We start from the raw sequence: 23,477 nt of genomic DNA, 5'->3' as shown, positions 1-23,477 counted from the left end.
CATCTCAATCAGACCTGAGCCAACTTGGCCGGTACACCGCTAATCGATCCTGCACCCATCGTGATCACTACATCGCCATCCTTGATGATGTTCATGATCGTCGCCGGCATATCTGCAATTTGTTCTACGAACACCGGATCAACTTTTCCAGCTACGCGTAGCGCATGCGCCAATGTGCGTCCATCTGCAGCAACGATAGGTTGCTCGCCAGCGGCATATACCTCTGCCAGCACCAGCATGTCTGTCGTCGACAACACCTTGACGAAATCCTCGAACAGATCGCGGGTACGCGTATAACGATGCGGTTGAAATGCCAGTACCAGACGACGTCCCGGATACGCACCGCGCGCGGCAGAAATCGTCGCAGCAGTTTCCACCGGGTGATGACCGTAATCGTCCACCAGAGCAAACGAGCCAGCAGGCTTGCCGTTGACAGCAGGAATGTTTATTTCGCCATAACGTGTGAAGCGACGTCCAACGCCATTGAATTCGGTCAGCGCTTTTTGCGTCGCTTTATCGTCGACACTCAATTCGCGTGCAATTGCAATCGCGGCGCAAGCGTTCTGTACGTTATGCATGCCGGGCTGATTCAGACTCACACTCATAGGTGCATAGCCATCTTGAATCACGGTGAATTGCATGTGACCGTCAACTGCTTTAGCGTCAATGGCACGCACTTGTGCATCTTCATGGAAGCCATACGTCGTGATTGGCTTGGAAATGCGCGGCATGATTTCGCGTATGTTTGCGTCATCCATGCACAGCACCGCGACGCCATAGAATGGCAAACGCTGAGTGAATTCGACGAAAGCCTGCTTCAGTTTTTCGAAATCATGGTCATAGGTTTCCATGTGATCGGCATCGATATTCGTGATGACTTCAATCACTGGCGACAGATTCAGGAAGGATGCATCCGACTCGTCGGCTTCTGCCACGATGAATTCACCAGTGCCGAGCTTGGCATTTGCGCCTGCGCTATTGAGCAAACCGCCAATGACGAAAGTCGGATCCAGACCGCCTTCAGCCAACACGCTGGCAACCAGACTAGTCGTCGTGGTCTTGCCATGCGTACCGGCAATCGCGATACCGCGACGCAAGCGCATCAACTCGGCCAGCATGACTGCACGCGGCACGATAGGAATGTGTTTTTCTCTAGCGGCGATGACTTCCGGATTGTCTTCCTTGACCGCAGTCGACGTCACGATGGCATCAGCCTTGTCGATATTCTCTGCCGCATGACCCAAGGTCACTTTTGCGCCCAATTCGATCAAGCGTCGAGTCGCAGCATTGCTGCCCAGATCCGAGCCGGACACCGTATAGCCAAGGTTCAGCAACACTTCGGCAATGCCGCTCATGCCGCTGCCGCCTATGCCTACGAAATGAATATTTTTAACTTTGTGCTTCATGTGTTCTTCACTAACTTTTCAAGTACATCGGCGATGGCTGCATTCGCATCGCGACGGCCGTTGGCATATGCTGCTTCGGCCATTTGTTTGCATTTTTCGCGCGTCATGTTTTTCAGTAGTTCTGCCAAACCCTGCGCGCTTAACTCACTTTGCGGCAGATGTATCGCCGCATTTTGTTGTTCCATCCACAGCGCGTTATCGCGCTGATGTGTCGTCGTCGATACCAGCAATGGCACTAGGACGCTGGCAACACCTGCTGCCGTCAATTCAGAAACCGTAATCGCACCAGCACGACAAATCACCAAATCGGCTTCTGCATAACGACGCGGCATGTCATCGATGAAATCGACCACTTCTGCATCTACATTCGCTTGTGCGTAATTAGCGCGCAAGGCATCAATATTCTTTTTGCCCGATTGATGCGTGATCACCGGACGCTCTTCCATAGGAAGCAAAGTCAACGCCGCAGGCAAGGCATCGTTCAATGCTTTCGCGCCAAGACTGCCGCCAACAACCAGCACTTTCAATGCACCTGTGTGTTGCGCATAACGTTCTGCCGGCGGCGTCAGCGCCGTGATTTCCTTACGTACTGGATTGCCGGTCACCAGCGCCTTATCGGCAGCGCTGCCGAAATCAGCAGGGAAACCAAACAACACGCGCTGCGCAATCGGCGCCAACGTTTTATTCGACAACAGCAAGGCAGCATCGGCATTCAACAACGCCAGCGGTACGCTACGTAATTTCGCCATCCAGCCGCCAGGCACCGTCACATAACCGCCCATACCCAATACGACATCAGGATTGCGACGTCCCAGTATCGAGAAGCAAGTGCCGAAGCTGGCGATTAAACGGAATACACCTTTCACCGTATGAAGCAAACCCCTGCCACGCAAACCGGCAAAGGCAATCGTATCCATCTCGATACCGCTCTTAGGTACCAGATCACGTTCCATGCCGTGCTCGGTTCCCAGCCACGTGACTTGCCAGCCGCGCGCTTTCATCGTTTCAGCAATGGCGAGGCCAGGGAAAATATGGCCGCCTGTTCCTGCCGCCATGATCAACAGCTTTTTCATATCCGGCCTCCGCGCATGAGAACTCTGTTCTCGTAATCAATACGCAGCAAAATCGCCAGACCGATACAGTTAATCAACACGCCCGAACCGCCATAACTCATCAAAGGCAAAGTCAAACCCTTGGTCGGTAACAAACCGAGGTTCACACCCATATTGATGAACGCCTGCACGCCTATCCAGATACCGATACCTTTGGCCGTCAAACCGGCAAAGGTCAAATCAATCGCAATCGCCTGACGGCCGATTTCAAATGCACGCTTGATGATCCAGTAGAACGCCATGACGACAACCAATACACCTACGAATCCAAGTTCCTCACCAATGACCGCCAGCAAGAAGTCGGTATGCGCTTCCGGCAAGTAATGCAGCTTTTCAACACTGCCACCTAAGCCGACACCAAACAATTCGCCGCGCCCAAATGCAATCAATGAGTGTGACAACTGATATGCCTTGCCCAATGCATTCTCTTCTTGCCACGGATTCAAATAAGCAAAAATCCGCTCACGCCGCCATGGTGACAACAAAATCACCATACTGAAAATGCCAACCAGCGTCGCGCCGATGCCGCCGAACCAGATACCGTTGATGCCACCCAAAAACAGTATGCCCATTGCGATACAGACGATGACGCCGAATGCGCCAAGATCAGGTTCCAGCAACAGCAGCAAACCGACAAAACCAATCGCCAGCGTCATCGGCATAAAGCCTTTGGTCAATTTGTGCATCACTTGTTGTTTGCGCACGGTGTAATCCGCTGCGTACAAGACAACAAACAACTTCATCAACTCGGATGGCTGCAAGTTAAAGACTTTGAACGACAACCAGCGACGCGCACCGTTCACACCTTTACCAACACCAGGAACCAAAACCAGCACCAGCAGAATCAGCGTCGCGACGAACAGATAAGGCGCGAGTTTTTGCCAGGTTTCTATCCGCACGCGGAATGTCAACAAACCAGCGATCAACGACACACTGATGAACATCGCCTGACGCGTCAGGAAGTGCGCATTGTCGTAACGCGCATACTTCGGCGAATCAGGTAAAGAAATCGATGCCGAATACACCATCACCATGCCGAACAACATCAGCAACAATACGACCCATACCAAAGGCTGGTCGTACGCCATCATCTTCGAACGCTGGTCGAGACTACTCACGGCTTTTTTAGCCGATGCGCCGGAGAATGATGGGAAGGCGAATTTCATGCAGCTACCTCGCCACGCGACAAACCGATTTCACGTACGGTATCGACAAACACTTGTGCGCGATGCGTATAGTTCTTGAACATATCCAGGCTGGCACATGCTGGCGACAGCAAGACTGCGTCACCCGACTTCGCCAGTTCTGCAGCTTTTTGCGTCGCTTCTTCCAGCGTTGCGCAATCGATCAAATCAACGCCTGTCGCTTCTACCGCTGCACGTATGCTGTCGGCGTCTTTGCCAATCAACAATACTGCGCGCGCATACTTGGCAATCGGATCAGACAGTGGTGAGAAATCCTGACCTTTGCCATCGCCACCAGCAATCAAGACCAGATGCTTGGAAGCACCGTCCTGACTTACGCCCAAACCATTCAACGCAGCAACCGTGGCACCGACATTGGTACCTTTGCTGTCGTCGTAATAATCCACACCACTGATCGTCATCACGTGTTCAACGCGATGCGGCTCGCCATGATAATCACGCAAGCCATGCAGCAACTGCGCAAATGGCAAACCGATAGCACGGCACAAGGCCAACGCCGACAAGGCATTAATCGCATTGTGCTGACCGCGTATCTTGAGCGCATCAACCGGCATCAACTTGTTGGTCGAAATGGCCAGTTCAACGTTATCTTTCTTGCGACGTTTCTTCTGCGGCTCTTCTTCCTCTACCGCGACGGACAACCAGCGCATACCGTTTTCATCGACCAAACCAAAGCAATCTGCCTGTTCCGCTTCATCGGCACCGAAGGTGATGACACGCGCCAACGGTGTTGCCATCTGCATCACCAATGCATCGTCGCGATTCAAAACGCGTATCGTGTTGCTGCCAAAGATGCGTTCCTTGTCATCTGCGTAGGAAGTCATGTCGCCATGCCAATCGAGATGATCTTGCGTCAGGTTCAACACGGCCGCGACATCAGCCTGCAAGCTGTAAGTCGTATGCAACTGGAAGCTGGACAATTCCAACACCCACACCTGCGGTAATTGATCATCGGCGACAACTTGATGCAGACGGTCCAGCGCTGCCGGGCTGATGTTGCCAGCCACTTGCACCGTCAAGCCTGCACGCTGGCATAACAAACCGACCAAGCTGGTAACTGTGGTTTTGCCATTGGTGCCGGTGATCGCAATGACTTTCGGCGTGTAATCTTTTTCTTCTTTCAACGCAGCCAATGCCTGCGCGAACAATTCAATTTCGCCCCAGAGCGGGATTTCTTTTTCCTGTGCAGCAGGAATAATTGCAGCCAATTCACGCGACGGCATCAAGCCTGGGCTAACAGCAACGAAGTCGATACCATTCAACAATTCAGCATTAAATGCACCGCCAATGAATTCGGCATCCGCTGCGATCTCACGCAATTGCGGCAAACGATCCGGTTGTTCACGCGTATCGGCAACACGCAACGATGCGCCACAGCGGACCAGCCACTGTGCCATCGCCAGCCCGGATTCCCCGAGCCCTAAAACCAGAACGTGTTTTCCTGCGTAATTCATTAGCGTAATTTCAAAGTAGATAAACCAAACAACACCAGAATCATCGTGATGATCCAGAAACGCACAACAACTTGCGTTTCTTTCCAGCCTTTTTGTTCAAAGTGATGGTGCAAAGGCGCCATCAACAAGACTCGCTTACCGATCCCGGTGCGCATCTTGGTGTATTTAAAGTAAGCAACCTGCAGCATGACGGACAAGGTTTCGACCACGAAGATGCCACCCATGATGAAGAGCACGACTTCCTGGCGCACGATGACTGCGATGGTGCCGAGCGCGCCGCCCAATGCCAGCGCACCAACGTCGCCCATGAACACTTGTGCCGGATGCGCGTTAAACCAAAGGAAAGCCAGGCCTGCACCCGCCATCGCGCCGCAGAAAATAATCAACTCGCCAGCACCCGGAATATGCGGGATGAATAAATATTTAGCGTAGTTCGCGCTACCGGTCAGATAAGCAAACAGACCGAGCGCGGTACCCACCATCACCGTCGGCATGATCGCCAAACCATCCAGACCATCGGTCAAATTGACGGCATTGCTGGTGCCGACGATGACGAAGTAAGTCAGCGCGATAAAACCCCAGACACCCAGCGGATAACTGATGGTTTTGAAAAACGGTACGATCAAATCGGCCTTAGGTGGCAGATCCATGCTGAAACCGGATTGCACCCACGCTATAAACAAATCAAGAAATTGCGAATTGCTAGGTGCAGAAACCGAGAAAGCCAGATAGATCGCAGCGAACAAGCCGATCACCGATTGCCAGAAATATTTTTCCTTGGAAGCCATGCCTTTAGGATCTTTGTAGACCACCTTGCGGTAATCATCGACCCAACCAACCGCGCCAAAACCCAAGGTCACGATCAGCACAACCCAGATAAAACGATTGCTGAGGTCAGTCCACAACAAGGTCGAGATACCTATCGCCAGCAAGATTAATACGCCACCCATCGTTGGCGTGCCGCTTTTGATCAAATGTGTTTGCGGACCATCGGTACGCACTGCTTGTCCAACCTTCAGACGTGTCAACATGCGGATCACAGCCGGGCCGAAGAACAAGCCGATGGCGAGCGCCGTCAATGTCGCGAACACCGCGCGGAAGGTAATGAAATTGAAGACACGCAATGGTCCGATTTCATCTTGAAAATGTTGTGCTAGCCAGAGCAGCATATTAGTGAGCTTCCTGAGTTTGTTGTCCGAGTAGATGCTGAACCACACGTTCCATCTTCATGAAGCGAGATCCTTTTACCAGCACCGTCGCATCTGCAGCAAAGATCTCTGCAAGTGCATCGTTTAATTTTTCTACGCTGTCGTAATGACTTGCGTGCGTACCAAAGGCGCTAGCCGTGTGACGAGCCAAATCGCCCAGCGTGAGTACGTGTTCAATTCCATTTGCGCGTGCATAAGCGCCGATTTCTTCGTGATATTGGCGACCGTCATTACCGACTTCGCCCATATCACCCAGCACCAGAATGCGCGGCGCAGCCATTTGCGCCAGCACATCTATCGCTGCACGTACCGAATCCGGATTAGCGTTGTAAGTGTCATCGATCACCAATGCGCCATTGGCAGCGATCTTGCGTTGCAAACGACCGCTGACTGGCGCAAAAGCTTGCAAGCCACGCACGATTGCATCCGGCACAATACCGATTGCCAAGGTGCAGGCAATCGCAGCCAAGGCATTGCGCACGTTATGCACACCAGCCGCCGACAAGGCGATAGAAAATTGCTGTTTGCCTGCCGTTACCAACATATCGTTGCCGAAAACGTTGGCGGTATAAGTGCAACGCACATCGGCATCGTCTGAAAAACCGAAGGTCAATGTCTTGCGCTGCGCTGCATATTCACGCCACAGCGGCGTAAATTCATCATCTGCTGGAAACACGGCTGTGCCATCTGCTGGCAAGTTGGCGAGCACCGCGCCATTTTCCTTGGCGACGGCTTCCACACTTTCCATGAATTCCTGATGTTCGCGTTGTGCGTTATTCACCAGTCCGACTGTTGGTTGCGCAATCGCAGATAACACAGCGATTTCGCCTGGATGATTCATGCCCAGTTCAATCACTGCTGCTTTGCAGACTGCATTCAAACGCATCAAGGTCAGTGGTACACCAATGTCGTTATTGAAGTTGCCGCGCGTTGCCAGATAGTTGTCTGCACCCAAGGCCGCATCCAGAATCGCTGCGATCATTTCCTTAACAGTGGTCTTGCCATTGCTGCCGGTAACGCCTATCAGCGGCAAGCTGAATTGTTGACGCCAGTAATGTGCGATTTCACCGAGCGCGAGACGCGTATTCGGCACTATCAATGCAGGCACGTTCAATCCGGCTGGAATTTCTTCCGCCACCACTGCTGCCACCTTGCGCTCTGCGACCTGCGACAAAAATTCATGTGCATCAAAACGTTCACCGCGCAAAGCAACGAACAGATTGCCAGCAGCAACGCCACGGCTATCAGTCGACACGCCGTCGAACGCCGCATCAACCGTCATGCGTGCGCCTTGGACTGCGGATTGGAGTTTGGCCAATGAAGATTTCATCAGTGCGCTCCCTGCATGACGCGTGTAGATAAAGCCAGCGCAGCGTGATCGGCATCGAGGAAAGGTAATTTTCTACCCTTCACTTCTTGATACGCTTCATGTCCTTTACCAGCCAGCAAAATCACGTCTTGTTTCGCTGCATGTCGACCTGCCCACAAGATTGCGGTCGCGCGATCTTCAATGATGTGCGGCGCTTGTTTTGCACCATCCATGCCAGCAACAATGCTGGCGATGATATCGGCAGGTTCTTCATGGCGCGGATTGTCTGTTGTGACGATCACGTGATCGGCAGCCAGTGCCGCTTTACCCATTTGTGGACGTTTTCCCGGATCGCGATCACCACCGCAACCAAAGACGCACCACAATTCACCGCCTCTATCGTTGGCAACATTGCGCAAGGTCGCCAGAGTTTTTTCCAGAGCGTCCGGTGTGTGTGCGTAATCGATCACAACCAATGGTGCTTCGCCGCCGCCCAGTTGTTGCATGCGACCTGGCACCGCTGTCAGTGCCTCGATGGCCGCAATCGCATTTTGCAAGGTAGTGCCTTTTGCCAGCAGGATGCCGATAATGCCCAGCACATTGCTGACATTGAATTGACCAACCAACTGTGTTTTAACTTGTGCGTTGCCGAACTCGGATTCCAGTTGGAATACGGTGCCGTTTTGGTTGCTGCGTACATCGGTGGCACGCAGCAATGCGATGCCATCTATTTTTTGATTCGACAAGGTGTAACCGGTGATGCCGGTATTTGCCTGTTTGCGTTTCAAACGTTCGACCAGACGCACACCCATCGCATCGTCCAGATTGATCACCGCATGACGCAAACCCGGCCAGTCGAACAACATCGCCTTGGCTTCTTCATAAGCAGCCATGTCGCCGTGATAATCCAGATGATCGCGAGTGAAATTGGTGAACAAGGCCATATCGAAATGCATGCCGGACAAGCGTCCTTGATGCAAACCGATGGAAGACGCTTCGATTGCCAATGCAGTTGCGCCCAGATTGCGTACATTCACCAGCGAACGTTGCAGCAAAACTGCATCCGGCGTGGTGTAACCTGTTGCATCAAATGCACCATGTCCACCGTTCGTGAAAATACCGACGCCGAGCGTGCCAATCACGGCAGTCGGTTGTCCCAGGCGCGACAAGGCATTGCCCAACCATTGCGCGCAGGATGTTTTGCCATTGGTGCCAGTGATGGCAACAGTAAACATGCCCTGATCAGGATGCGCGTAATACGCAGCGGCGATTTCGCCTGCATGTTCTTTCAAATTCTCTACAGCCAGATGCGGCACATTCCATTCCGCCTGCCATACGCAATCAGCAGCTTCATACAAGATCGCTTGTGCGCCGCGCTCGATTGCATTCGGGATATAAGTACGACCATCCGCCTCATCGCCCGGATAGGCAACGAATACATCACCCACGGCTATGCTGCGCGAATCGGATGCCAGCTCGGCTTTCGGCGCATTGGTTTTCAACCAGTCGAGTATGGTCGTGAGTGCGGTCATGGTCAGGGCCGACATTACATATTCTCCTGCTCGGACCCGGCCGGAATAATGATGTTGGTGACGCTGGAGTCAGGCGCAACGTTCAATGCACGCAATGCATTCGCAGTGACGGTCGCAAACACTGGCGCAGCGACCTGACCACCGTAATGCTTGCCGGCCGATGGCTCATCGATCATCACAGCAATGATGATGCGCGGATCAGAAACCGGCGCAAAACCAACGAAGGACGATACGTATTTTTTAACGTACTGACCTTTTTCAATTTTGTATGCAGTACCTGTTTTGCCAGCAACGCGATAACCAGGCACTTGTGATCTAGGCGCGGAACCAGTTGGACCTGCTGCCATTTCCAGCATGCTGCGCATCTCGCGCGCTGTTTTTGGGCTGATGATGCGTTCGCTGATAGGTTGATCCGTTGTGCGTTGGAAGGTGATTGGAATCAAATCGCCATCGCGCGCGAAGATCGTATACGCGTGCACCAATTGCAACAAAGACACGGATATACCGTGCCCGTAACTCATTGTTGCCTGCTCAATCGGCCGCCAGGATTTATATGGCCTTACACGTCCGGCAACAGCACCGGGGAAATTGATCTTGGGCTGCTGACCGAAACCGACGCTGGTGAACATGTCCCACATTTCATGCGGTTCCATTTGCAGCGCGATTTTTGCGGTGCCGATATTGGAGGATTTTTCAATCACCTGCGCCACTGACAACAAACCGGATGCATGCGCATCACCGATGGTGGCGGTACCGATGGTCATTTTTCCCGGCGCGGTCTGGATCATCGTGTTCGGTGTCACACGCTTGGTTTCCAGTGCCAGGGAAACTGCGAACGGCTTGAGTGTGGAACCAGGTTCAAAGGTGTCGGTAATCACGCGATTACGTAACTGCGCACCAGTCAGCACCGAGCGATTGTTCGGGTTGTAGGTCGGCAGATTTGCCAATGCCAGCACTTCACCGGTTTTGGCATCGAGTACAACGATCCCGCCAGCTTTTGCCTTATTAACTTCTACCGCTTCCTTCAAAGCTGAAAAAGCGATGTACTGAATCTTGCTGTCTATCGACAAGGTCAAATCTTTGCCGTCATGCGGCTCGCGCACCGATTCGATATCCTCGACGATGCGGCCGAGTCTATCTTTGATCACGCGACGATTACCGGTAACGCCGACCAAGGTCTTCTGGTACGCCAACTCCATACCATCCTGTCCCTTGTCTTCCACATTGGTGAAGCCGACGATGTGCGCCATCACATCGCCTTCAGGGTAGTAGCGTTTGTATTCTTTACGGGTATCGATGCCGGCAATGCCGAGCTTGAGTATCTTGTCGACAATATCAAGCTCGACTTGACGCTTCAGATAAACAAAACTGCGGTCTGAATCCAGTTTGCGGCGTAAGTCGCGCTCAGGCATCTCCAGCAACTTGGCCAGCGCTTGCAATTTTTCTGGCGGTGACTCCAACACGTCTTCCGGAATCGCCCACACTGCACGCACAGGAATCGACGATGCCAATACCTGACCATTGCGATCAGTAATCTTGCCGCGTGTAGCCGGCAATTCGAGCGTACGCGCGTAACGCGAAGCGCCCTGCTTTTGCAAAAATTCGGTAGACATTCCTTGCAGCCAGAGCGCACGACCAGCCAAGGCCAGGAAGGCTGCAAAAATCAGGAACAATACGACACGCGAACGCCACGCCGGCAACTTGGTCGCCAAGACCGGGTTGGAAGAGAAAGGCACGCCCTTCGATGCGGCGGTGCGTGACGTGTTACGCGTCATTTAGCCCCCGTCGTTAAGTACTGCGTACTGGCTGGCGATACTGGCACCATGCGCAAATCGCGGCGCGCATTGAATTCGATACGGGAATGTTTGCCCAATGTGGATTGATCGAGCTGCAATTGCGCCCAGTCGATATCGAGTTGTCGTGCTTGCGCTTGTGCGCGTTCGAGTTCGATGAAGAGACGACGGAATTGGTAATGGGCGTTCACGACCGACAAGGCGCAGACCACGAGGATAAAACTGAGAACAAAACTAATGCGGCCGCTCATAGCGCCGCCTTGCTAGTTGGTTGCAGACGCTCGGCCACGCGCATGACGGCAGAACGCGCGCGCGGGTTGCCACTAATTTCAGTGGCCGAGGGTTTAATTCTGGACAACAGCTTCATTTCAGGTTGCGGCAAATCGATGGCACGAATCGGGAGGCGACGGTCTGGCTGCGGCACATTGGCTTTACTAGCCATGAACTGTTTGACGATGCGATCTTCCAAAGAATGAAAGCTGATCACAACTAATCTCCCATGCGGGGCCAGATGCCGATATGCCTCGTTCAGTACTACTTCGAGTTCTTCAAGCTCCTGATTGATGAAAATCCGGATAGCCTGAAAGGTACGAGTGGCCGGGTCTTTGCCTTTCTCGCGGGTTTTAACGACGCGTGCCACGATCTCGGCAAGCTGTCGTGTGCTTGAAATTGGCTCGACTGCCCTGCGAGCAACAATCGCCTTTGCAATCTGAAAAGCAAACCGTTCTTCCCCATATTCTCGTATCACTTTCTCGATTTTTTGTTCAGTTTCCGTCGCCAGCCATTCTGCTGCCGACAAGCCGCGCGTTGTATCCATACGCATATCGAGCGGCCCGTCTGCGCGAAAACTGAAACCTCGCGTCGCATCGTCAACTTGCGGTGACGAAATCCCAAGATCCAGCAACACTCCATCCACCTGCTTGATACCGCGTACTGCTAAAGCTTCACCCAACGTTGCAAAACTGTCGTGCGCAATATCGAAGCGCTTATCGTCTATCGTTGCGGCATTCGCTATCGCCTGCGTATCCTTGTCGAATGCAAGCAGACGACCGCCTGTACCCAATTGCTGCAAAATCTTGCGGCTATGACCACCGCGTCCGAACGTGCCGTCAACGTATATGCCGTTTGCACGTTCACCATCCAGCGCCAGCGCATCGACCGCTTCATCCAGCAACACCGTACGGTGCTGGTATTGCGGCACCGATTCTTCACTCATCACGGCGTCAGAAAGAAAAATTATTTAATACATCGGGCATGCCGGAAGCGACCGCTTCCGATTCGCTTTCGGCCAATTTCGCTGCATCCCAGATTTCGAAATGGCTACCCATCCCGAGCAACATCACGTCACGTGTCATGCCAACTGCCGAGCGCAACTCCGGTGCAATCAGGATGCGACCAGCGCCATCCATCTCCACATCGGAAGCATTACCAAGGAAAATACGTTGCCACGCGCGCGCGGACATAGGCCACGCAGCGATTTGCTCGCGGTGACTTTCCCAGACTGGGCGCGGGAAGAACAGAAGACAGCCGTGCGGATGTTTAGTCAGGGTCACGCGGCCTTCACATTGCAAAAGCAATGCGTCACGATGCCGAGCTGGAATAGTCATCCGGCCTTTAGCATCGAGATTGAGAGAAGACGCGCCTTGAAACACCCTGAAATCCTTTTTTGTAGGTTTTACATGCTGAATTGAGTGAAATTTGCGGTTAAAAATCCCCACAAATAAACACTTTTTCACACTGTTGCCCACTTTAGAGGATGCACCATTGCCGGTCAAGCGATATTCAGGGGTAAAAACAAGGTTTTTTTCAATGAAGTCAATGACTTAGCGCATTACGCTAACGCAACACATTTGTTAAATATCTCTAAGAATTAAGCACTTATGATTGATAGTGAAAGTGGCACATCAGATAAACACATGTGTTTATCCAGTAATACGCGTTTCACAAAGGGAGAAATAGCTGTGGGGATTTTGGTGTGACTTGTCGTCAATATCGCTGAAAGCTCTGCTTTATGACGATTTCTGGGCGGAAGTCGGAAATTCCACATCAACGAAACGCAGGCAATGACACGAAAATGTAAAACGCTGCGAAATTGATCCGTTTTTAACAATTACCTTCATACGAAATCACGGAAAAAAGCGCAATTAAGGCGTGTACCGAAAATGAGCGAAAAAAAACAGTCGGAACAGAGAAGCGCCGAGCGCAAAGTGCATGCCCTGCGTCAGGATAGAACCCTTACTGCCCGATATATTGCGGTGGCGCCCCACACTGCAATGACGGATCGGGAACCGACTTACAGTACAGGAAGGCCTCTTCCCGCACAGCACCAGGGCGACGTTTGCCATTCCGCCCGCGTATGACATAAGGAGCAAAACACTCCTGACTTTCCCGATACTCCCTCATCAAGCGCTCACAATCAAACTGCCTCTTGGTGACGCTGCTTGGCTCACCCATAATTGCGCCACTTGGTCTTGCAGGAGCACCGCGCTCGTCCTCGGCGCGCTCTACGATTGCCTTCTCACGCGCAGCACGCTCAGCAGCATCCTGGCGCTGACTCGCGGTCACCTCAGAATCACTCGTATCAACCTTGGTTGCTACGCCCTTGTAGCGCTCAGGCACTGTGTCAGAAAAATAGACGCGGCCATTCCCATCAACCCAGCGGTAGATATCTGCGGCATACGCGACCGAAGTCAATAAGATGCAACTGATGAGGACGGCTATCTTGTTTTTCATGATGTGCCTTGGTCTCGGGAGGCTGATTTGTTCTGTTATAGCATGCCCTACTCAGACGTGTCGGCTCGGTGCTTTACCTCAGAAACGAGCCACTTCCAAACAAACCTATCAAGCCGATCACGATCAGATACAAGGCGACAATAAAATTCAGCAGGCGTGGCATTAACAAAATCAGGATGCCGGCAATCAGAGCGAGAAGTGGACCAAGTGTAATGTGCAGATTCATTGCAAACTCCTGTGTGGAATGACGATAAAAGATAGATCGTGCCGTATGCAAGCTAGTTCACGCAAGCAGCATTTCTCCATACAACACAGATAGTCACCCGCACACGTGATGCCAATCATCGCGCCAATAAAAAACGCGCGAGCCCAAAACTCGCGCGTTGCACAACTGTGATGACAGTCGTTCGCCCATCAAACATCGCCTATTACTTAGGAATCAACACCGTATCGATCACGTTGATCACACCATTCGACTGATAAACGTCATAGGTGCTAATGCTGGCGGTGTTACCGCTGTCATCTTTCACATTGATATTGTGTTTGCCATTCATCACAAAGGTCAGTTTTGCGCCATTGGCAGTTGCCAATTGTGCTGTGCCTTTGTGTTTTTTGATTTCTTTTTCCAGTGCGACGAAGTCATATTTGCCTGGCACAACGTGATAGGTCAGGATTTTTGTCAGTGTTGCCTTGTTTTCTGGCTTGACCAAGGTGTCTACTGTGCCTGCAGGCAATTTACCAAAGGCCGCATTCGTTGGTGCGAATACAGTAAACGGACCTTTTCCCTTCAATGTATCCACCAAACCAGCGGCTTTAACTGCAGCAACCAAAGTCGTGTGATCTGCAGAGTTAACAGCATTGTCGACAATATCCTTGCTAGGCAACATGCTTTGACCGCCAACCATCACAGCATCGGCAGCATAAGCAAATGATACGGATGCGAGTGAGGCAGAGAGAAGCAAGGCGTAAGAGAGTTTGCGCATGATCGTTCCTTTCGGTACAGGCTATTTGCAAGATTGCGTAGAGATATACGGCAGGCCTGTTGGAACAGATTCAATTATTTGAATGACGAGCGTGTTTGCAAAAATACCTGTCTGAGCAGCAACATCACAGCGATGCGAATAAGCCGTGCAAAAAGAAAAAGCGGCGCGACAGATAGTCGCACCGCTTTAGAAAGAAGTTGAAGCAAGCCGATAGGCCGGATTCTGTTACGACGAATAAGCAAGCCCATTCGTTATGACAACCATTCCTCTAGGCCGTGAATTACTCCACGGCTCAAGCTTCCTACCCGCACGCTCCGCGAGCAACGTCAACGCGTGCCTATTTGGAATTGCTCCGAGTGGAGGTTACCGCGTTTCACCGTAACTTAATACGCTCGTCTCTGTGGCCCTATTCCTCGCCTCACGGCGGACGGCCGTTAACCGTCACCCTGCTCTATGGAGTCCGGACCTTCCTCCCGCCATCACCGAAATGACAGCCAGCGGTTGTCTTGGCTTACTTCAGGCGTCATTGTAGTCCACCACGCAGTAGGAAGCGCGAATAATGTTTTATCATGCGCGTGCGCGATAGCAATATTTCACAAGTTTTGCCCCACTTCCCCGTACGCAGAGATCCATTACATGAAATTGTATGAAACGCTCGCCGCCGAACTCGCGCAATCCATACAGGATGGCGTCTTGCGTTTAGGCGATCGTCTGCCTTCAGTGCGACAAGCCAGCATCAGCCGCAATGTCAGTCCGTCTACTGTCTTCCAGGCTTATTACCTGCTGGAAGCACGCGGCCTGATACGCGCACGCGAACGCTCCGGTTATTACGTTGCTGGCGGTGCGCAGAAGCTGCCGCCGGAACCGGAACAGGCATCACAACCGAATGAAGCCTCATCGCCGGTCGATATCAGCGAGCGCGTGTTTGAAGTACTGGAGTCAGCCAAGATGCGCGACGTCGTGCCACTAGGCTCGGCCTTTCCCAGTCCTTTGCTGTTCCCTATGGCACGACTCGCACGCGCGATGGCATCCAGCGTGCAGCAACTCGACCCGTGGAGCGCCGTTGACGATCTGACGCCAGGAAATCCAGAATTACGTCGCCAGATCGCCTTGCGTTATTTGACCGAAGGCCTGCATATACATACAGATGAAATCGTCATCACCAACGGTGCGCTGGATGCACTGAATCTGTGCCTGACCGCAGTAACGCGTCCCGGCGATGCGGTGCTGGTCGAGTCGCCAACTTTTTATGCGGCGCTGCAATCGCTGGAACGCAATGGCTTGCATGCAATAGAAGTACCGACGCATCCGCGTGAAGGCATAGACCTCGCCGCACTGGCACGTGCCATCGAGCGTCATCAGCCAAAAGCCTGCTGGCTGATGACGACTTTCCAGAATCCGCTCGGCAGCCTGATGCCGGATGAAAAGAAACGCGATCTGGTCGCACTCCTCGCACAGCATGAGATACCGCTGATAGAAGACGATGTGTACGGTGAGCTGTATTTCGGCGACAAACGCCCTATGCCAGCCAAAGCCTTTGATACCAAAGGTCTGGTCATGCACTGTTCATCTTTCTCTAAATGTCTGGCGCCTGGTTATCGCGTCGGCTGGGCAGCTCCGGGGCGTTATACACGCGCCGTCGCACGCCACAAACTGACGACTACCTTGGCCGCTTCCGCTCCGGCACAAGCCGCACTCGCTGCCTATCTGAAAAAAGGCGGCTACGACCGCCACTTGCGCCAATTACGTCACACGCTGTCGGTGCAGCAAACACTATTCATGGAAGCGATTGCGCGTCACTTCCCGGTCGGCACGCAGGCAACACGACCTAAAGGTGGTTATTTTCTGTGGGTGGAATTGCCGCATAAAGTGAATGCACTGGAATTACATAGGCAAGCGCTGGCACTAGGCATCAGCATCGCGCCGGGACCGATTTTTTCTGCGCATCACGGTTTTACCAATTGCATCCGGTTGAATTACGGCCACATCTGGGATGCACGCATGGACGCCGCGCTGGCAACGCTGGGGCAACTGGCAAAGCAGATGGCTTGAAAAAATTTCATGCCTGCATTGTCTTTTTAACCATCGCAATGCTGCTTTCATCTTCACTTCTGCAAACTGCTCCGGTTTTTTCTCCGCCTTCTGATGCTGGCTAAACCGGCGCTTCGCCCTTACCCTTGCAGTATCATGTAGAACTTCCGACAAGTTACAGAGCTGACATCTCTGTACATTGACGCCAACCGGCGTTTGCCAAGAGACCTATAAAAATGAGTGCATTGCACACTATGCGCAGTAACTGTTTTCGTTTCGTCCGACTTCTCGCCGTCAGTTGCCTGGCACTCACTGCCGGCATCTCCAGTGCTGCCGACGAAGGCAAGGTTCCCGATACCATCGCTCAACGCGTCGCCGCTTGCGTGGTCTGCCACGGCAAGGAAGGCCGCGCCGGCAGCGATGGCTATTACCCGCGCATAGCAGGCAAACCGGCCGGCTATCTATATAACCAGTTAATCAACTTCCGCGACGGCAAGCGCACTTATCCAGTCATGACCGCGATGCTGGAAAACATGTCGGACACCTATCTGCGCGAGATCGCGCAATACTTCTCTGATCAGCATCCGCCATATCCGGAACCACAAGCGACTCAGTCAAATCCAGCCGAACTGGAACGTGGTCGCTTGCTGGTGCATAACGGTGACAAGGAAAAAGGGATTCCCGCCTGCGTCGCCTGCCATAGCGCAAAGATGACCGGCACCGCACCGGCGATTCCCGGCCTGATCGGCTTGCCACGTGATTACCTGCTGGGACAAATCGGCGCCTGGAAAATCGGCACCCGTCACGCTGCCAAACCGGACTGCATGGCCGATATCGTGAAGAAAATGAGCGCAGCAGATATCACCGCCGCCGCATCATGGTTATCCGAACAGCGCGTACCGGCTGATGCGACACCTGCTCCCGCCATCACGACGAAACTTCCTCTGGAGTGCGGCAATCTCGCACCTTAAAAAGAAAAACGAAGACGCATACCCATGAAACGACAATACTTATCGCGCCTATTCGCACTCGTGCTGGCCGTCATCGCTATCTTCGTCGCCTGGCTGTTTCTGGCAAACAGAAATCCTGATATCGATCAGCCATCGATACCGCCAGCCGATCCTGCGCAGCAACTGAAGCAAGGCGAATATCTGGCACGCGTCGGCAATTGCATGAGCTGCCACACCTCGCGCGGCGGCGAGTCATATGCGGGCGGACGCGCCGTGCCTACGCCTTTCGGCAATATCTACACATCCAATCTGACGCCAGATGCAGAAACCGGCCTCGGCAAATGGACGAACGGCGACTTCTGGCAAGCCATGCACAACGGCAAATCGAAAGACGGCAGCCTGTTGTATCCAGCCTTCCCATACACAAATTACACCAAGGTAACACGCGCCGATTCAGACGCAATCTTCGCCTATCTGCAAACGCTACCGGCAGTCAGCCAAAAGAATCGCGCGCCGGACTTGCGCTTCCCTTACGACAACCGCGCATCACTCTATGTATGGCGCGCGCTGTACTTCCGCCCGGGTCTATACGTCAATGACGACAAGCAATCGATGGAATGGAATCGTGGCGCGTATATGACGCAAGGTCTCGGTCATTGCAGTGCCTGTCACTCGCCACGCGATACGCTGGGCGGTACAGATTTGAAAGCGGAATTGGGCGGCGGCATGATCCCGATGTTGAATTGGTACGCACCACCATTGAATAGCGATGCAGAATCCAGTCTCGGCAATTGGGAAACCGAACATCTTGCTGCGCTCTTGCAAACCGGCGTCGCACCACGCCGCTCAGTCAGCGGCCCGATGGCAGAAGTCGTCTTCAACAGCTTGCAATATGCGACGCATGAAGACATCCATGCAATGGCTGTTTATCTGAAGTCCTTGCCGCAACAAATTGCTGCGCCAGTCGCAACGGCAGAAAGCGTCAGTGACAACACCAAGAAAAACATGATCACAGCAGGAGCGAAGCTGTACGAGAATCAATGCGCCAGCTGCCATCAGGCATCCGGCCAAGGTGTGCCATCGATTTACCCTGCTCTGGCCAACAGTCGTGCCATCACAACACCAATCGCAACCAATGCTGTCCGTATGGTCTTGCATGGCGGCTATGCACCGAGTACCAGTGGCAATCCGCGTCCATACGGCATGCCGCCATTTGGTCAGTCGATGACGGATGATGAAATCGCTTCAGTCGTCACTTACATACGTAATGCGTGGGGCAATCAGGGTACGGCTGTCTCGCCTAACGATGTCAACCGCTACCGCTCGCGCTAATGCGCCAGCTTAACTAATGAGCGCCGTTATAAACACTCAACCAGCCAGCAGCAAACACAAGGGCAAGACTGTCGCCACTTTATTGGCGGTCTTGCTCGGTGGTACAGGCGCGCATCGTTTTTATTTGTATGGTGTGAAAGACTTCTGGGCGTGGATTTATCTGTGTGCGTTTGCACTTTTCGTCGGTGCCGTTGTTCTGACACGAGCGCCACACTCGCTGATCGTCAGTTTGCTGGCCTTGTTTCCGCTCTCGATTTTTGCCGGATGGATAGAAGCATTGACGATAGGTTTAACGTCGGATGAAAAGTGGGATGCGAAACACAATCCGCACTCAGCGCACACATCTGCATCACGCTGGCCGATTGTGTTGTTGCTGGTACTGACCTTCGCTTGCGGTTTTACAGCGGTGATTATCAGTATGGCGCGCGCCACCGATCTGTTTCTGACCGGCGGCGCTTACGGCTGAAAATGTAATGCCTAGATTACGCCCAGTAATTTCAGCACGAAGGGCACCAGCAATGCCGTCAAGATTCCAGACAGGCCCATCGCCAAACCGGCAAATGCACCCATTTCCTGATTGACCTGAAATGCGCGCGCCGTTCCAACACCATGCGCCGCCGCGCCCAAGGCAAAACCGCAAGTGATGTCGTCAGTGATTTTCATCGCCTTGAAAATGTAATGCGCGATACCCGAACCGAAAATACCAGTCAGCATCACCATCACCGCGGTCAAGGTCGGCAAGCCACCGATCTTCTCCGTCACACCCATGGCAATCGGCATCGTCACTGACTTCGGCGCCATCGACAAGACCGTCAACGGTGATGCACCCAATAGCCACGCTATCCCCATCCCGCATGTAATGGCTGCCGCGCCACCTATCAAGGCACCGGCCAGCAAGGGAAACCAGTTGCGCTTCAATTTATCGAGTTGCATATACAAGGGAATCGCCAAGGCAACCGTGACCGGACCGAGCAAGAAGTGCACGAACTGCGCGCCGTCGAAATAAGTTTTGTACGGCGTATCGCTGATATAAAGCACCAGCACCAGTATCGCTACCGAAATTGCCACCGGATTAGCTAGTGGACTGCGATTAGTTTTTTCATAAATCGTGGTCGCGATGCGATAAGCCAGCAAAGTTGCCGTCAACCACAACAGTGGTGAGCCGGCCAGATAAACCCAGACCGTATTGAAGTGCGGCATCATGGCTGAGTCCTTTTTTTCAGCTTGTTGATCACAGCCGCCGTCACCACGATGGAGACGACCGTGCTGATAATCAGCGCAATCGAAATCGCCAGCCACTCATCCGCAATCCTGTGCACATGCACGCTAATACCAACACCGGCCGGCACAAACAGCAAAGCCATGTGCGACAGCAATTGCGAAGTATTCGGTGCCAACTTGGTAGCCACGCCCTTCTTCACTATCAAATAGAGCAGCAGCAAGAGCATGCCAATGACAGGGCCGGGAACCGGTAGCGACAAGGCATAAACCAAACCTTCGCCCATCGTTTGAAAGATCAACAGGGTGAGTAGCGTATTGAGCATGAACAGAGAATAGGAAGAGTTCGATTGAAGGAAAGACAAGAAGCTGCAAAAAACAGATGCCGATATGGAATATACCGGCTCCGACATTCTACGTAACGGATCAGCCGGTCGGTGCAAATGCCGGTGCAGATCGATATTTTTCATCTATCGCACGCACCCGCAGAGTGCGCATGCGCACCATCGCGAGCCACAAGCAGGTCTATTCATCCGCTATTTACATGTAAATCGATAAGCTGAGCCTGGGTCATCAGTCCGGGCGCTGGCATGACTCATGCTATGTCAAATACAAACTTGTATACATGGGAGTATTCAAAATGCTTGGATGGACTATCAGCGATTGGCAAACTGCATATAACAACGGCGACACACCGGCCACCTTGTTATCCAACCTGCTCGACAGCTTGCAAAAAGACGATGTCGCGTGGATCAGCTTGATCAATCAACCTTATCTCGACGCACAATTGCAGGCGCTGGAAGCCAGACGCAAATCCTTGCCTGATCTATCGTCGCTGCCGCTGTATGGCGTACCGTTTGCAGCGAAAGACAATATCGATGTGGCTGGCATACGCACTACCGCCGCCTGTCCCGAGTTCGCTTACATCCCGACCCAGCATGCCACCGTCATACAACGTTTACTGGATGCGGGTGCAATTGTCATCGGCAAAACCAATCTCGATCAATTTGCCACCGGTCTGGTCGGCATACGTTCGCCTTACGGCGCAGTGCCAAACAGCTTCGATCCGGAATATGTTTCCGGCGGCTCCAGCTCCGGTTCTGCTTCGGTCGTAGCACGCGGTCTGGTGCCGTTTTCACTCGGCACGGATACCGCTGGCTCCGGCCGCGTACCAGCTGGCTTGAATAATATTGTCGGCTTGAAGCCGACGGTAGGCGCGATCAGCGGCCGCGGTGTAGTTCCAGCTTGCCGCACACTGGATTGCGTATCGATATTTGCCACGACCGTGGCTGATGCAGAATTGGTCTTCCAACAGGCATCCGGCTTCGATGAAGCTGATGGTTATTCGCGTGCTCGTCCTGACCATGTGCCGACTTCCTTGCCGGCCAAACCACGCTTCGGCATTCCTGCACAACCGGAATTTTATGGCGATGTGCAATCGGCAGAAGCATACGCACAAGCACTGGCACGCATCAAGGAAACTGGCGCTGAATGTATTCCACTCGACTTTTCATTATTCGATCAAGTCACGACCTTGTTGTACGACGGCCCATGGGTCGCCGAGCGTTATGCGGCCATCGAAACATTCGCCAAGGAACATGCAGATGCCATCCATCCGGTCGTGCGCGACATCATCTTCCGCGCCAAGGAATTTTCCGCAGCCGATACCTTCAATGCGCAATACAAACTGGCTGATCTAAAACGTCAGGCCGACAAGATACTGGCATCCGTTGATGCGCTGCTGGTACCGACTGCACCTACGCATTACAAGATCAGTGACGTTGCCGCCGATCCTATTCGTCGCAACAGTCACATGGGCAAGTACACCAACTTCGTGAACCTATTGAACTGGTGTGCGCTGGCGGTACCGGCCAACTTTCGCAGCGATGGCTTGCCGTTCGGTCTGACGTTGATCGGCCCTGCGTGGTCGGATCATGCGCTGGCAGCATACGGCAAGCAATGGCAAGCGCTGACCGCCTTGCCGCGCGGTGCGACCAAACAAGCTTTTGTCACCCCTGCTGCGTCGCCTGCGATCTCGGAACCGGCAGCCGGCCATCTGCGTCTGGCCGTCGTTGGTGCGCATCTGACCGGCATGCCTTTGAATCGTGAACTGACCGAACGCCATGCCGTTTTGGTTGAGAGCACCCAGACGGCCGACAGCTATCGCCTGTATGCGCTGGCACAAACCGTCCCACCCAAACCTGGCCTCGCACGTAGCGAGAACGGCGCACCTATCATTGTTGAACTCTGGGATATACCGCTCGCCGCTTTCGGCTCCTTTGTCGCCGGTGTTCCTGCACCACTGGGAATCGGCACACTGGAATTGAGCGACGGTCGTCAGGTCAAGGGCTTTATCTGCGAACCGTATGCACTGGAAAGTGCACAAGACATCACCGCATACGGTGGCTGGCGCGCATATTGCAACAAAGCGGCATAGACGATTTTTCCAGGAAAAACAGTGCCATGATTCCCAAGCTCAAATTCGCAAAAGTCCTGCCCGACAGCCTCGCTACGCAAGCTTATGCAAAGCTAAAGGCGGACATTTTCGACTTTCACTTTCTGCCCGGCGATCGCTTCAGTGAAAACGAAATGAGCGAACGTCTGCAAATGAGCCGAACGCCGGTGCGCGAAGCTCTATTTCGTTTGCAGCGTGAAGGCTATGTGGAAGTCCTGCACAAGAGCGGCTGGCAAATTCGTCCATTTGATTTTCAAATGTTCGAGCAACTGTATGACGTACGCAGCGTGCTGGAATGCGCAGCAGTCGAACAACTCTGCGCAATGCCTGACGCGCCACCGCTCTTGCAGGAATTAAGCGCGATCTGGTTTGTGTCAGAGCAGGACCGCATCACCGATGTACCGACCTTATCAGTACACGATGAACGCTTCCATGAACAATTGGTAGAAGCCAGCGGCAATGCAGAAATGGCGCGCATCCATCACGACATTACCGAACGCATACGTGTGATCCGACGACTGGAGTTCACCAAGGAAATGCGCATCGAAGTGACCTACACCGAACACGCGCACATCCTGCGTGCCATCATCGAAAAGCGCACTACTCAGGCCAAGGATTTGCTGCGAGCACACATCGCACTCAGCCAATCCGAGGTGAAGAAAATCACGATCCAGATGTTGCATCAAGCGAGACTGGCGGCACAGCTATCAGCATGAAAACAGCAGGCATCCGATATGCGATGCCTGCTCTCTCCAT

The 23,477-nt window shown here is 53.0% G+C and carries 22 protein-coding genes and 1 other RNA gene; 6 read left to right on the top strand and 17 right to left on the bottom strand.

Features of this window, described 5'->3' with window-relative positions; genetic code table 11:
- Positions 1-8: 8 nt before the first annotated feature.
- From murC to rnpB, 15 genes are all read right to left on the bottom strand, one after another.
- Entirely contained in the window at positions 9-1,406 is a 1,398-nt protein-coding gene (murC, locus tag AC07N2_RS07495) for a UDP-N-acetylmuramate--L-alanine ligase (RefSeq protein WP_494777678.1), read from the bottom strand.
- Entirely contained in the window at positions 1,403-2,479 is a 1,077-nt protein-coding gene (gene murG, locus AC07N2_RS07490) for an undecaprenyldiphospho-muramoylpentapeptide beta-N-acetylglucosaminyltransferase (protein WP_494777677.1), read from the bottom strand. The genes murC and murG overlap by 4 nt, the downstream gene beginning before the upstream one ends.
- Positions 2,476-3,684 (bottom strand): putative lipid II flippase FtsW, encoded by a 1,209-nt coding sequence (gene ftsW / locus AC07N2_RS07485; RefSeq protein WP_494777676.1) that lies wholly within the window; start codon positions 3,682-3,684, stop codon positions 2,476-2,478. Before ftsW ends, murG begins: the two co-directional genes overlap by 4 nt.
- Positions 3,681-5,177, bottom strand: a complete 1,497-nt coding sequence (murD, locus tag AC07N2_RS07480; protein WP_494777675.1) for a UDP-N-acetylmuramoyl-L-alanine--D-glutamate ligase — start codon at positions 5,175-5,177, stop codon at positions 3,681-3,683. The genes ftsW and murD overlap by 4 nt, the downstream gene beginning before the upstream one ends.
- Complete coding sequence (gene mraY, locus AC07N2_RS07475; RefSeq protein WP_076593337.1) at positions 5,177-6,346, bottom strand: phospho-N-acetylmuramoyl-pentapeptide-transferase; 1,170 nt, start codon at positions 6,344-6,346, stop codon at positions 5,177-5,179. Before mraY ends, murD begins: the two co-directional genes overlap by 1 nt.
- A 1-nt stretch (position 6,347) precedes the next feature.
- Entirely contained in the window at positions 6,348-7,715 is a 1,368-nt protein-coding gene (locus AC07N2_RS07470) for a UDP-N-acetylmuramoyl-tripeptide--D-alanyl-D-alanine ligase (protein ID WP_494777674.1), read from the bottom strand.
- Positions 7,715-9,241 (bottom strand): UDP-N-acetylmuramoyl-L-alanyl-D-glutamate--2,6-diaminopimelate ligase, encoded by a 1,527-nt coding sequence (locus AC07N2_RS07465; protein WP_494777673.1) that lies wholly within the window; start codon positions 9,239-9,241, stop codon positions 7,715-7,717. The genes AC07N2_RS07470 and AC07N2_RS07465 overlap by 1 nt, the downstream gene beginning before the upstream one ends.
- Complete coding sequence (locus AC07N2_RS07460) at positions 9,241-11,001, bottom strand: peptidoglycan D,D-transpeptidase FtsI family protein (protein WP_494777672.1); 1,761 nt, start codon at positions 10,999-11,001, stop codon at positions 9,241-9,243. The genes AC07N2_RS07465 and AC07N2_RS07460 overlap by 1 nt, the downstream gene beginning before the upstream one ends.
- On the bottom strand, positions 10,998-11,270 hold the full coding sequence (gene ftsL, locus AC07N2_RS07455) for a cell division protein FtsL (RefSeq protein WP_494777671.1): 273 nt from the start codon (positions 11,268-11,270) through the stop codon (positions 10,998-11,000). Before ftsL ends, AC07N2_RS07460 begins: the two co-directional genes overlap by 4 nt.
- On the bottom strand, positions 11,267-12,235 hold the full coding sequence (gene rsmH, locus AC07N2_RS07450; protein WP_494777670.1) for a 16S rRNA (cytosine(1402)-N(4))-methyltransferase RsmH: 969 nt from the start codon (positions 12,233-12,235) through the stop codon (positions 11,267-11,269). Before rsmH ends, ftsL begins: the two co-directional genes overlap by 4 nt.
- Positions 12,236-12,242: 7 nt before the next feature.
- Positions 12,243-12,671: a division/cell wall cluster transcriptional repressor MraZ gene (gene mraZ / locus AC07N2_RS07445; RefSeq protein ID WP_076593331.1), complete on the bottom strand. Its 429-nt coding sequence runs from the start codon at positions 12,669-12,671 to the stop codon at positions 12,243-12,245.
- Positions 12,672-13,254: 583 nt separating this feature from the next.
- Positions 13,255-13,752 (bottom strand): DUF4124 domain-containing protein, encoded by a 498-nt coding sequence (locus AC07N2_RS07440; protein WP_494777669.1) that lies wholly within the window; start codon positions 13,750-13,752, stop codon positions 13,255-13,257.
- A gap of 73 nt (positions 13,753-13,825) precedes the next feature.
- Positions 13,826-13,978 carry a DUF3096 domain-containing protein gene (locus tag AC07N2_RS07435; protein WP_494777668.1) on the bottom strand — a complete coding sequence of 51 codons (153 nt, stop codon included), beginning with the start codon at positions 13,976-13,978 and terminating at the stop codon, positions 13,826-13,828.
- Positions 13,979-14,180: 202 nt separating this feature from the next.
- A complete protein-coding gene (locus tag AC07N2_RS07430) occupies positions 14,181-14,735 on the bottom strand; it encodes a fasciclin domain-containing protein (RefSeq protein ID WP_494777667.1) in 555 nt (184 codons plus the stop codon).
- A gap of 195 nt (positions 14,736-14,930) precedes the next feature.
- Positions 14,931-15,253, bottom strand: an RNA gene (gene rnpB / locus AC07N2_RS07425) — RNase P RNA component class A.
- 118 nt (positions 15,254-15,371) lie between these two features.
- Between rnpB and AC07N2_RS07420 the strand changes: the two genes are divergently transcribed.
- From AC07N2_RS07420 to AC07N2_RS07405, 4 genes are all read left to right on the top strand, one after another.
- The gene (locus tag AC07N2_RS07420) at positions 15,372-16,787 is read left to right on the top strand and encodes an aminotransferase-like domain-containing protein (RefSeq protein ID WP_494777666.1); all 1,416 of its coding nucleotides are present in this window, start codon (positions 15,372-15,374) and stop codon (positions 16,785-16,787) included.
- Between the two features lie 215 nt (positions 16,788-17,002).
- Positions 17,003-17,737, top strand: a complete 735-nt coding sequence (locus AC07N2_RS07415; protein ID WP_494777665.1) for a c-type cytochrome — start codon at positions 17,003-17,005, stop codon at positions 17,735-17,737.
- A gap of 24 nt (positions 17,738-17,761) precedes the next feature.
- A complete protein-coding gene (locus tag AC07N2_RS07410; protein WP_494777664.1) occupies positions 17,762-19,048 on the top strand; it encodes a c-type cytochrome in 1,287 nt (428 codons plus the stop codon).
- A gap of 16 nt (positions 19,049-19,064) precedes the next feature.
- A complete protein-coding gene (locus tag AC07N2_RS07405; protein ID WP_494777663.1) occupies positions 19,065-19,514 on the top strand; it encodes an NINE protein in 450 nt (149 codons plus the stop codon).
- Between the two features lie 11 nt (positions 19,515-19,525).
- Here AC07N2_RS07405 and AC07N2_RS07400 read toward each other — a convergent pair whose 3' ends face one another.
- Both AC07N2_RS07400 and AC07N2_RS07395 read right to left on the bottom strand, forming a co-directional pair.
- The gene (locus tag AC07N2_RS07400; RefSeq protein ID WP_494777662.1) at positions 19,526-20,251 is read right to left on the bottom strand and encodes an LrgB family protein; all 726 of its coding nucleotides are present in this window, start codon (positions 20,249-20,251) and stop codon (positions 19,526-19,528) included.
- Positions 20,248-20,592, bottom strand: coding sequence for a CidA/LrgA family protein (locus tag AC07N2_RS07395; RefSeq protein ID WP_494777661.1), 345 nt, complete (start codon positions 20,590-20,592; stop codon positions 20,248-20,250). Before AC07N2_RS07395 ends, AC07N2_RS07400 begins: the two co-directional genes overlap by 4 nt.
- Positions 20,593-20,906: 314 nt before the next feature.
- On the opposite strand from AC07N2_RS07395, the gene atzF reads away from it, so the two are divergent.
- Both atzF and AC07N2_RS07385 read left to right on the top strand, forming a co-directional pair.
- Positions 20,907-22,703 (top strand): allophanate hydrolase, encoded by a 1,797-nt coding sequence (atzF, locus tag AC07N2_RS07390; protein WP_494777660.1) that lies wholly within the window; start codon positions 20,907-20,909, stop codon positions 22,701-22,703.
- 26 nt (positions 22,704-22,729) lie between these two features.
- On the top strand, positions 22,730-23,437 hold the full coding sequence (locus AC07N2_RS07385; protein ID WP_494777659.1) for a GntR family transcriptional regulator: 708 nt from the start codon (positions 22,730-22,732) through the stop codon (positions 23,435-23,437).
- Positions 23,438-23,477: the final 40 nt, after the last annotated feature.

It is taken from the genome of Herminiimonas sp. GW821-FHT09C12 (assembly GCF_059416385.1).
This window is presented reverse-complemented; position numbering and strand designations above follow the sequence as displayed.

What these genes read in the sequence shown, in the direction of transcription:
- AC07N2_RS07430 (WP_494777667.1), bottom strand. Translation starts at nt 14,735, where the DNA reads ATGCGCAAACTCTCTTACGCCTTGCTTCTCTCTGCCTCACTCGCATCC.
- AC07N2_RS07400 (WP_494777662.1), bottom strand. Translation starts at nt 20,251, where the DNA reads ATGATGCCGCACTTCAATACGGTCTGGGTTTATCTGGCCGGCTCACCA.
- AC07N2_RS07420 (WP_494777666.1), top strand. Translation starts at nt 15,372, where the DNA reads ATGAAATTGTATGAAACGCTCGCCGCCGAACTCGCGCAATCCATACAG.
- AC07N2_RS07415 (WP_494777665.1), top strand. Translation starts at nt 17,003, where the DNA reads ATGAGTGCATTGCACACTATGCGCAGTAACTGTTTTCGTTTCGTCCGA.
- atzF (WP_494777660.1), top strand. Translation starts at nt 20,907, where the DNA reads ATGCTTGGATGGACTATCAGCGATTGGCAAACTGCATATAACAACGGC.
- AC07N2_RS07405 (WP_494777663.1), top strand. Translation starts at nt 19,065, where the DNA reads ATGAGCGCCGTTATAAACACTCAACCAGCCAGCAGCAAACACAAGGGC.
- AC07N2_RS07395 (WP_494777661.1), bottom strand. Translation starts at nt 20,592, where the DNA reads ATGCTCAATACGCTACTCACCCTGTTGATCTTTCAAACGATGGGCGAA.
- murG (WP_494777677.1), bottom strand. Translation starts at nt 2,479, where the DNA reads ATGAAAAAGCTGTTGATCATGGCGGCAGGAACAGGCGGCCATATTTTC.
- AC07N2_RS07410 (WP_494777664.1), top strand. Translation starts at nt 17,762, where the DNA reads ATGAAACGACAATACTTATCGCGCCTATTCGCACTCGTGCTGGCCGTC.
- AC07N2_RS07385 (WP_494777659.1), top strand. Translation starts at nt 22,730, where the DNA reads ATGATTCCCAAGCTCAAATTCGCAAAAGTCCTGCCCGACAGCCTCGCT.
- AC07N2_RS07440 (WP_494777669.1), bottom strand. Translation starts at nt 13,752, where the DNA reads ATGAAAAACAAGATAGCCGTCCTCATCAGTTGCATCTTATTGACTTCG.
- ftsL (WP_494777671.1), bottom strand. Translation starts at nt 11,270, where the DNA reads ATGAGCGGCCGCATTAGTTTTGTTCTCAGTTTTATCCTCGTGGTCTGC.
- AC07N2_RS07460 (WP_494777672.1), bottom strand. Translation starts at nt 11,001, where the DNA reads ATGACGCGTAACACGTCACGCACCGCCGCATCGAAGGGCGTGCCTTTC.
- murC (WP_494777678.1), bottom strand. Translation starts at nt 1,406, where the DNA reads ATGAAGCACAAAGTTAAAAATATTCATTTCGTAGGCATAGGCGGCAGC.
- mraY (WP_076593337.1), bottom strand. Translation starts at nt 6,346, where the DNA reads ATGCTGCTCTGGCTAGCACAACATTTTCAAGATGAAATCGGACCATTG.
- rsmH (WP_494777670.1), bottom strand. Translation starts at nt 12,235, where the DNA reads ATGAGTGAAGAATCGGTGCCGCAATACCAGCACCGTACGGTGTTGCTG.
- AC07N2_RS07470 (WP_494777674.1), bottom strand. Translation starts at nt 7,715, where the DNA reads ATGAAATCTTCATTGGCCAAACTCCAATCCGCAGTCCAAGGCGCACGC.
- AC07N2_RS07435 (WP_494777668.1), bottom strand. Translation starts at nt 13,978, where the DNA reads ATGAATCTGCACATTACACTTGGTCCACTTCTCGCTCTGATTGCCGGC.
- AC07N2_RS07465 (WP_494777673.1), bottom strand. Translation starts at nt 9,241, where the DNA reads ATGTCGGCCCTGACCATGACCGCACTCACGACCATACTCGACTGGTTG.
- ftsW (WP_494777676.1), bottom strand. Translation starts at nt 3,684, where the DNA reads ATGAAATTCGCCTTCCCATCATTCTCCGGCGCATCGGCTAAAAAAGCC.
- murD (WP_494777675.1), bottom strand. Translation starts at nt 5,177, where the DNA reads ATGAATTACGCAGGAAAACACGTTCTGGTTTTAGGGCTCGGGGAATCC.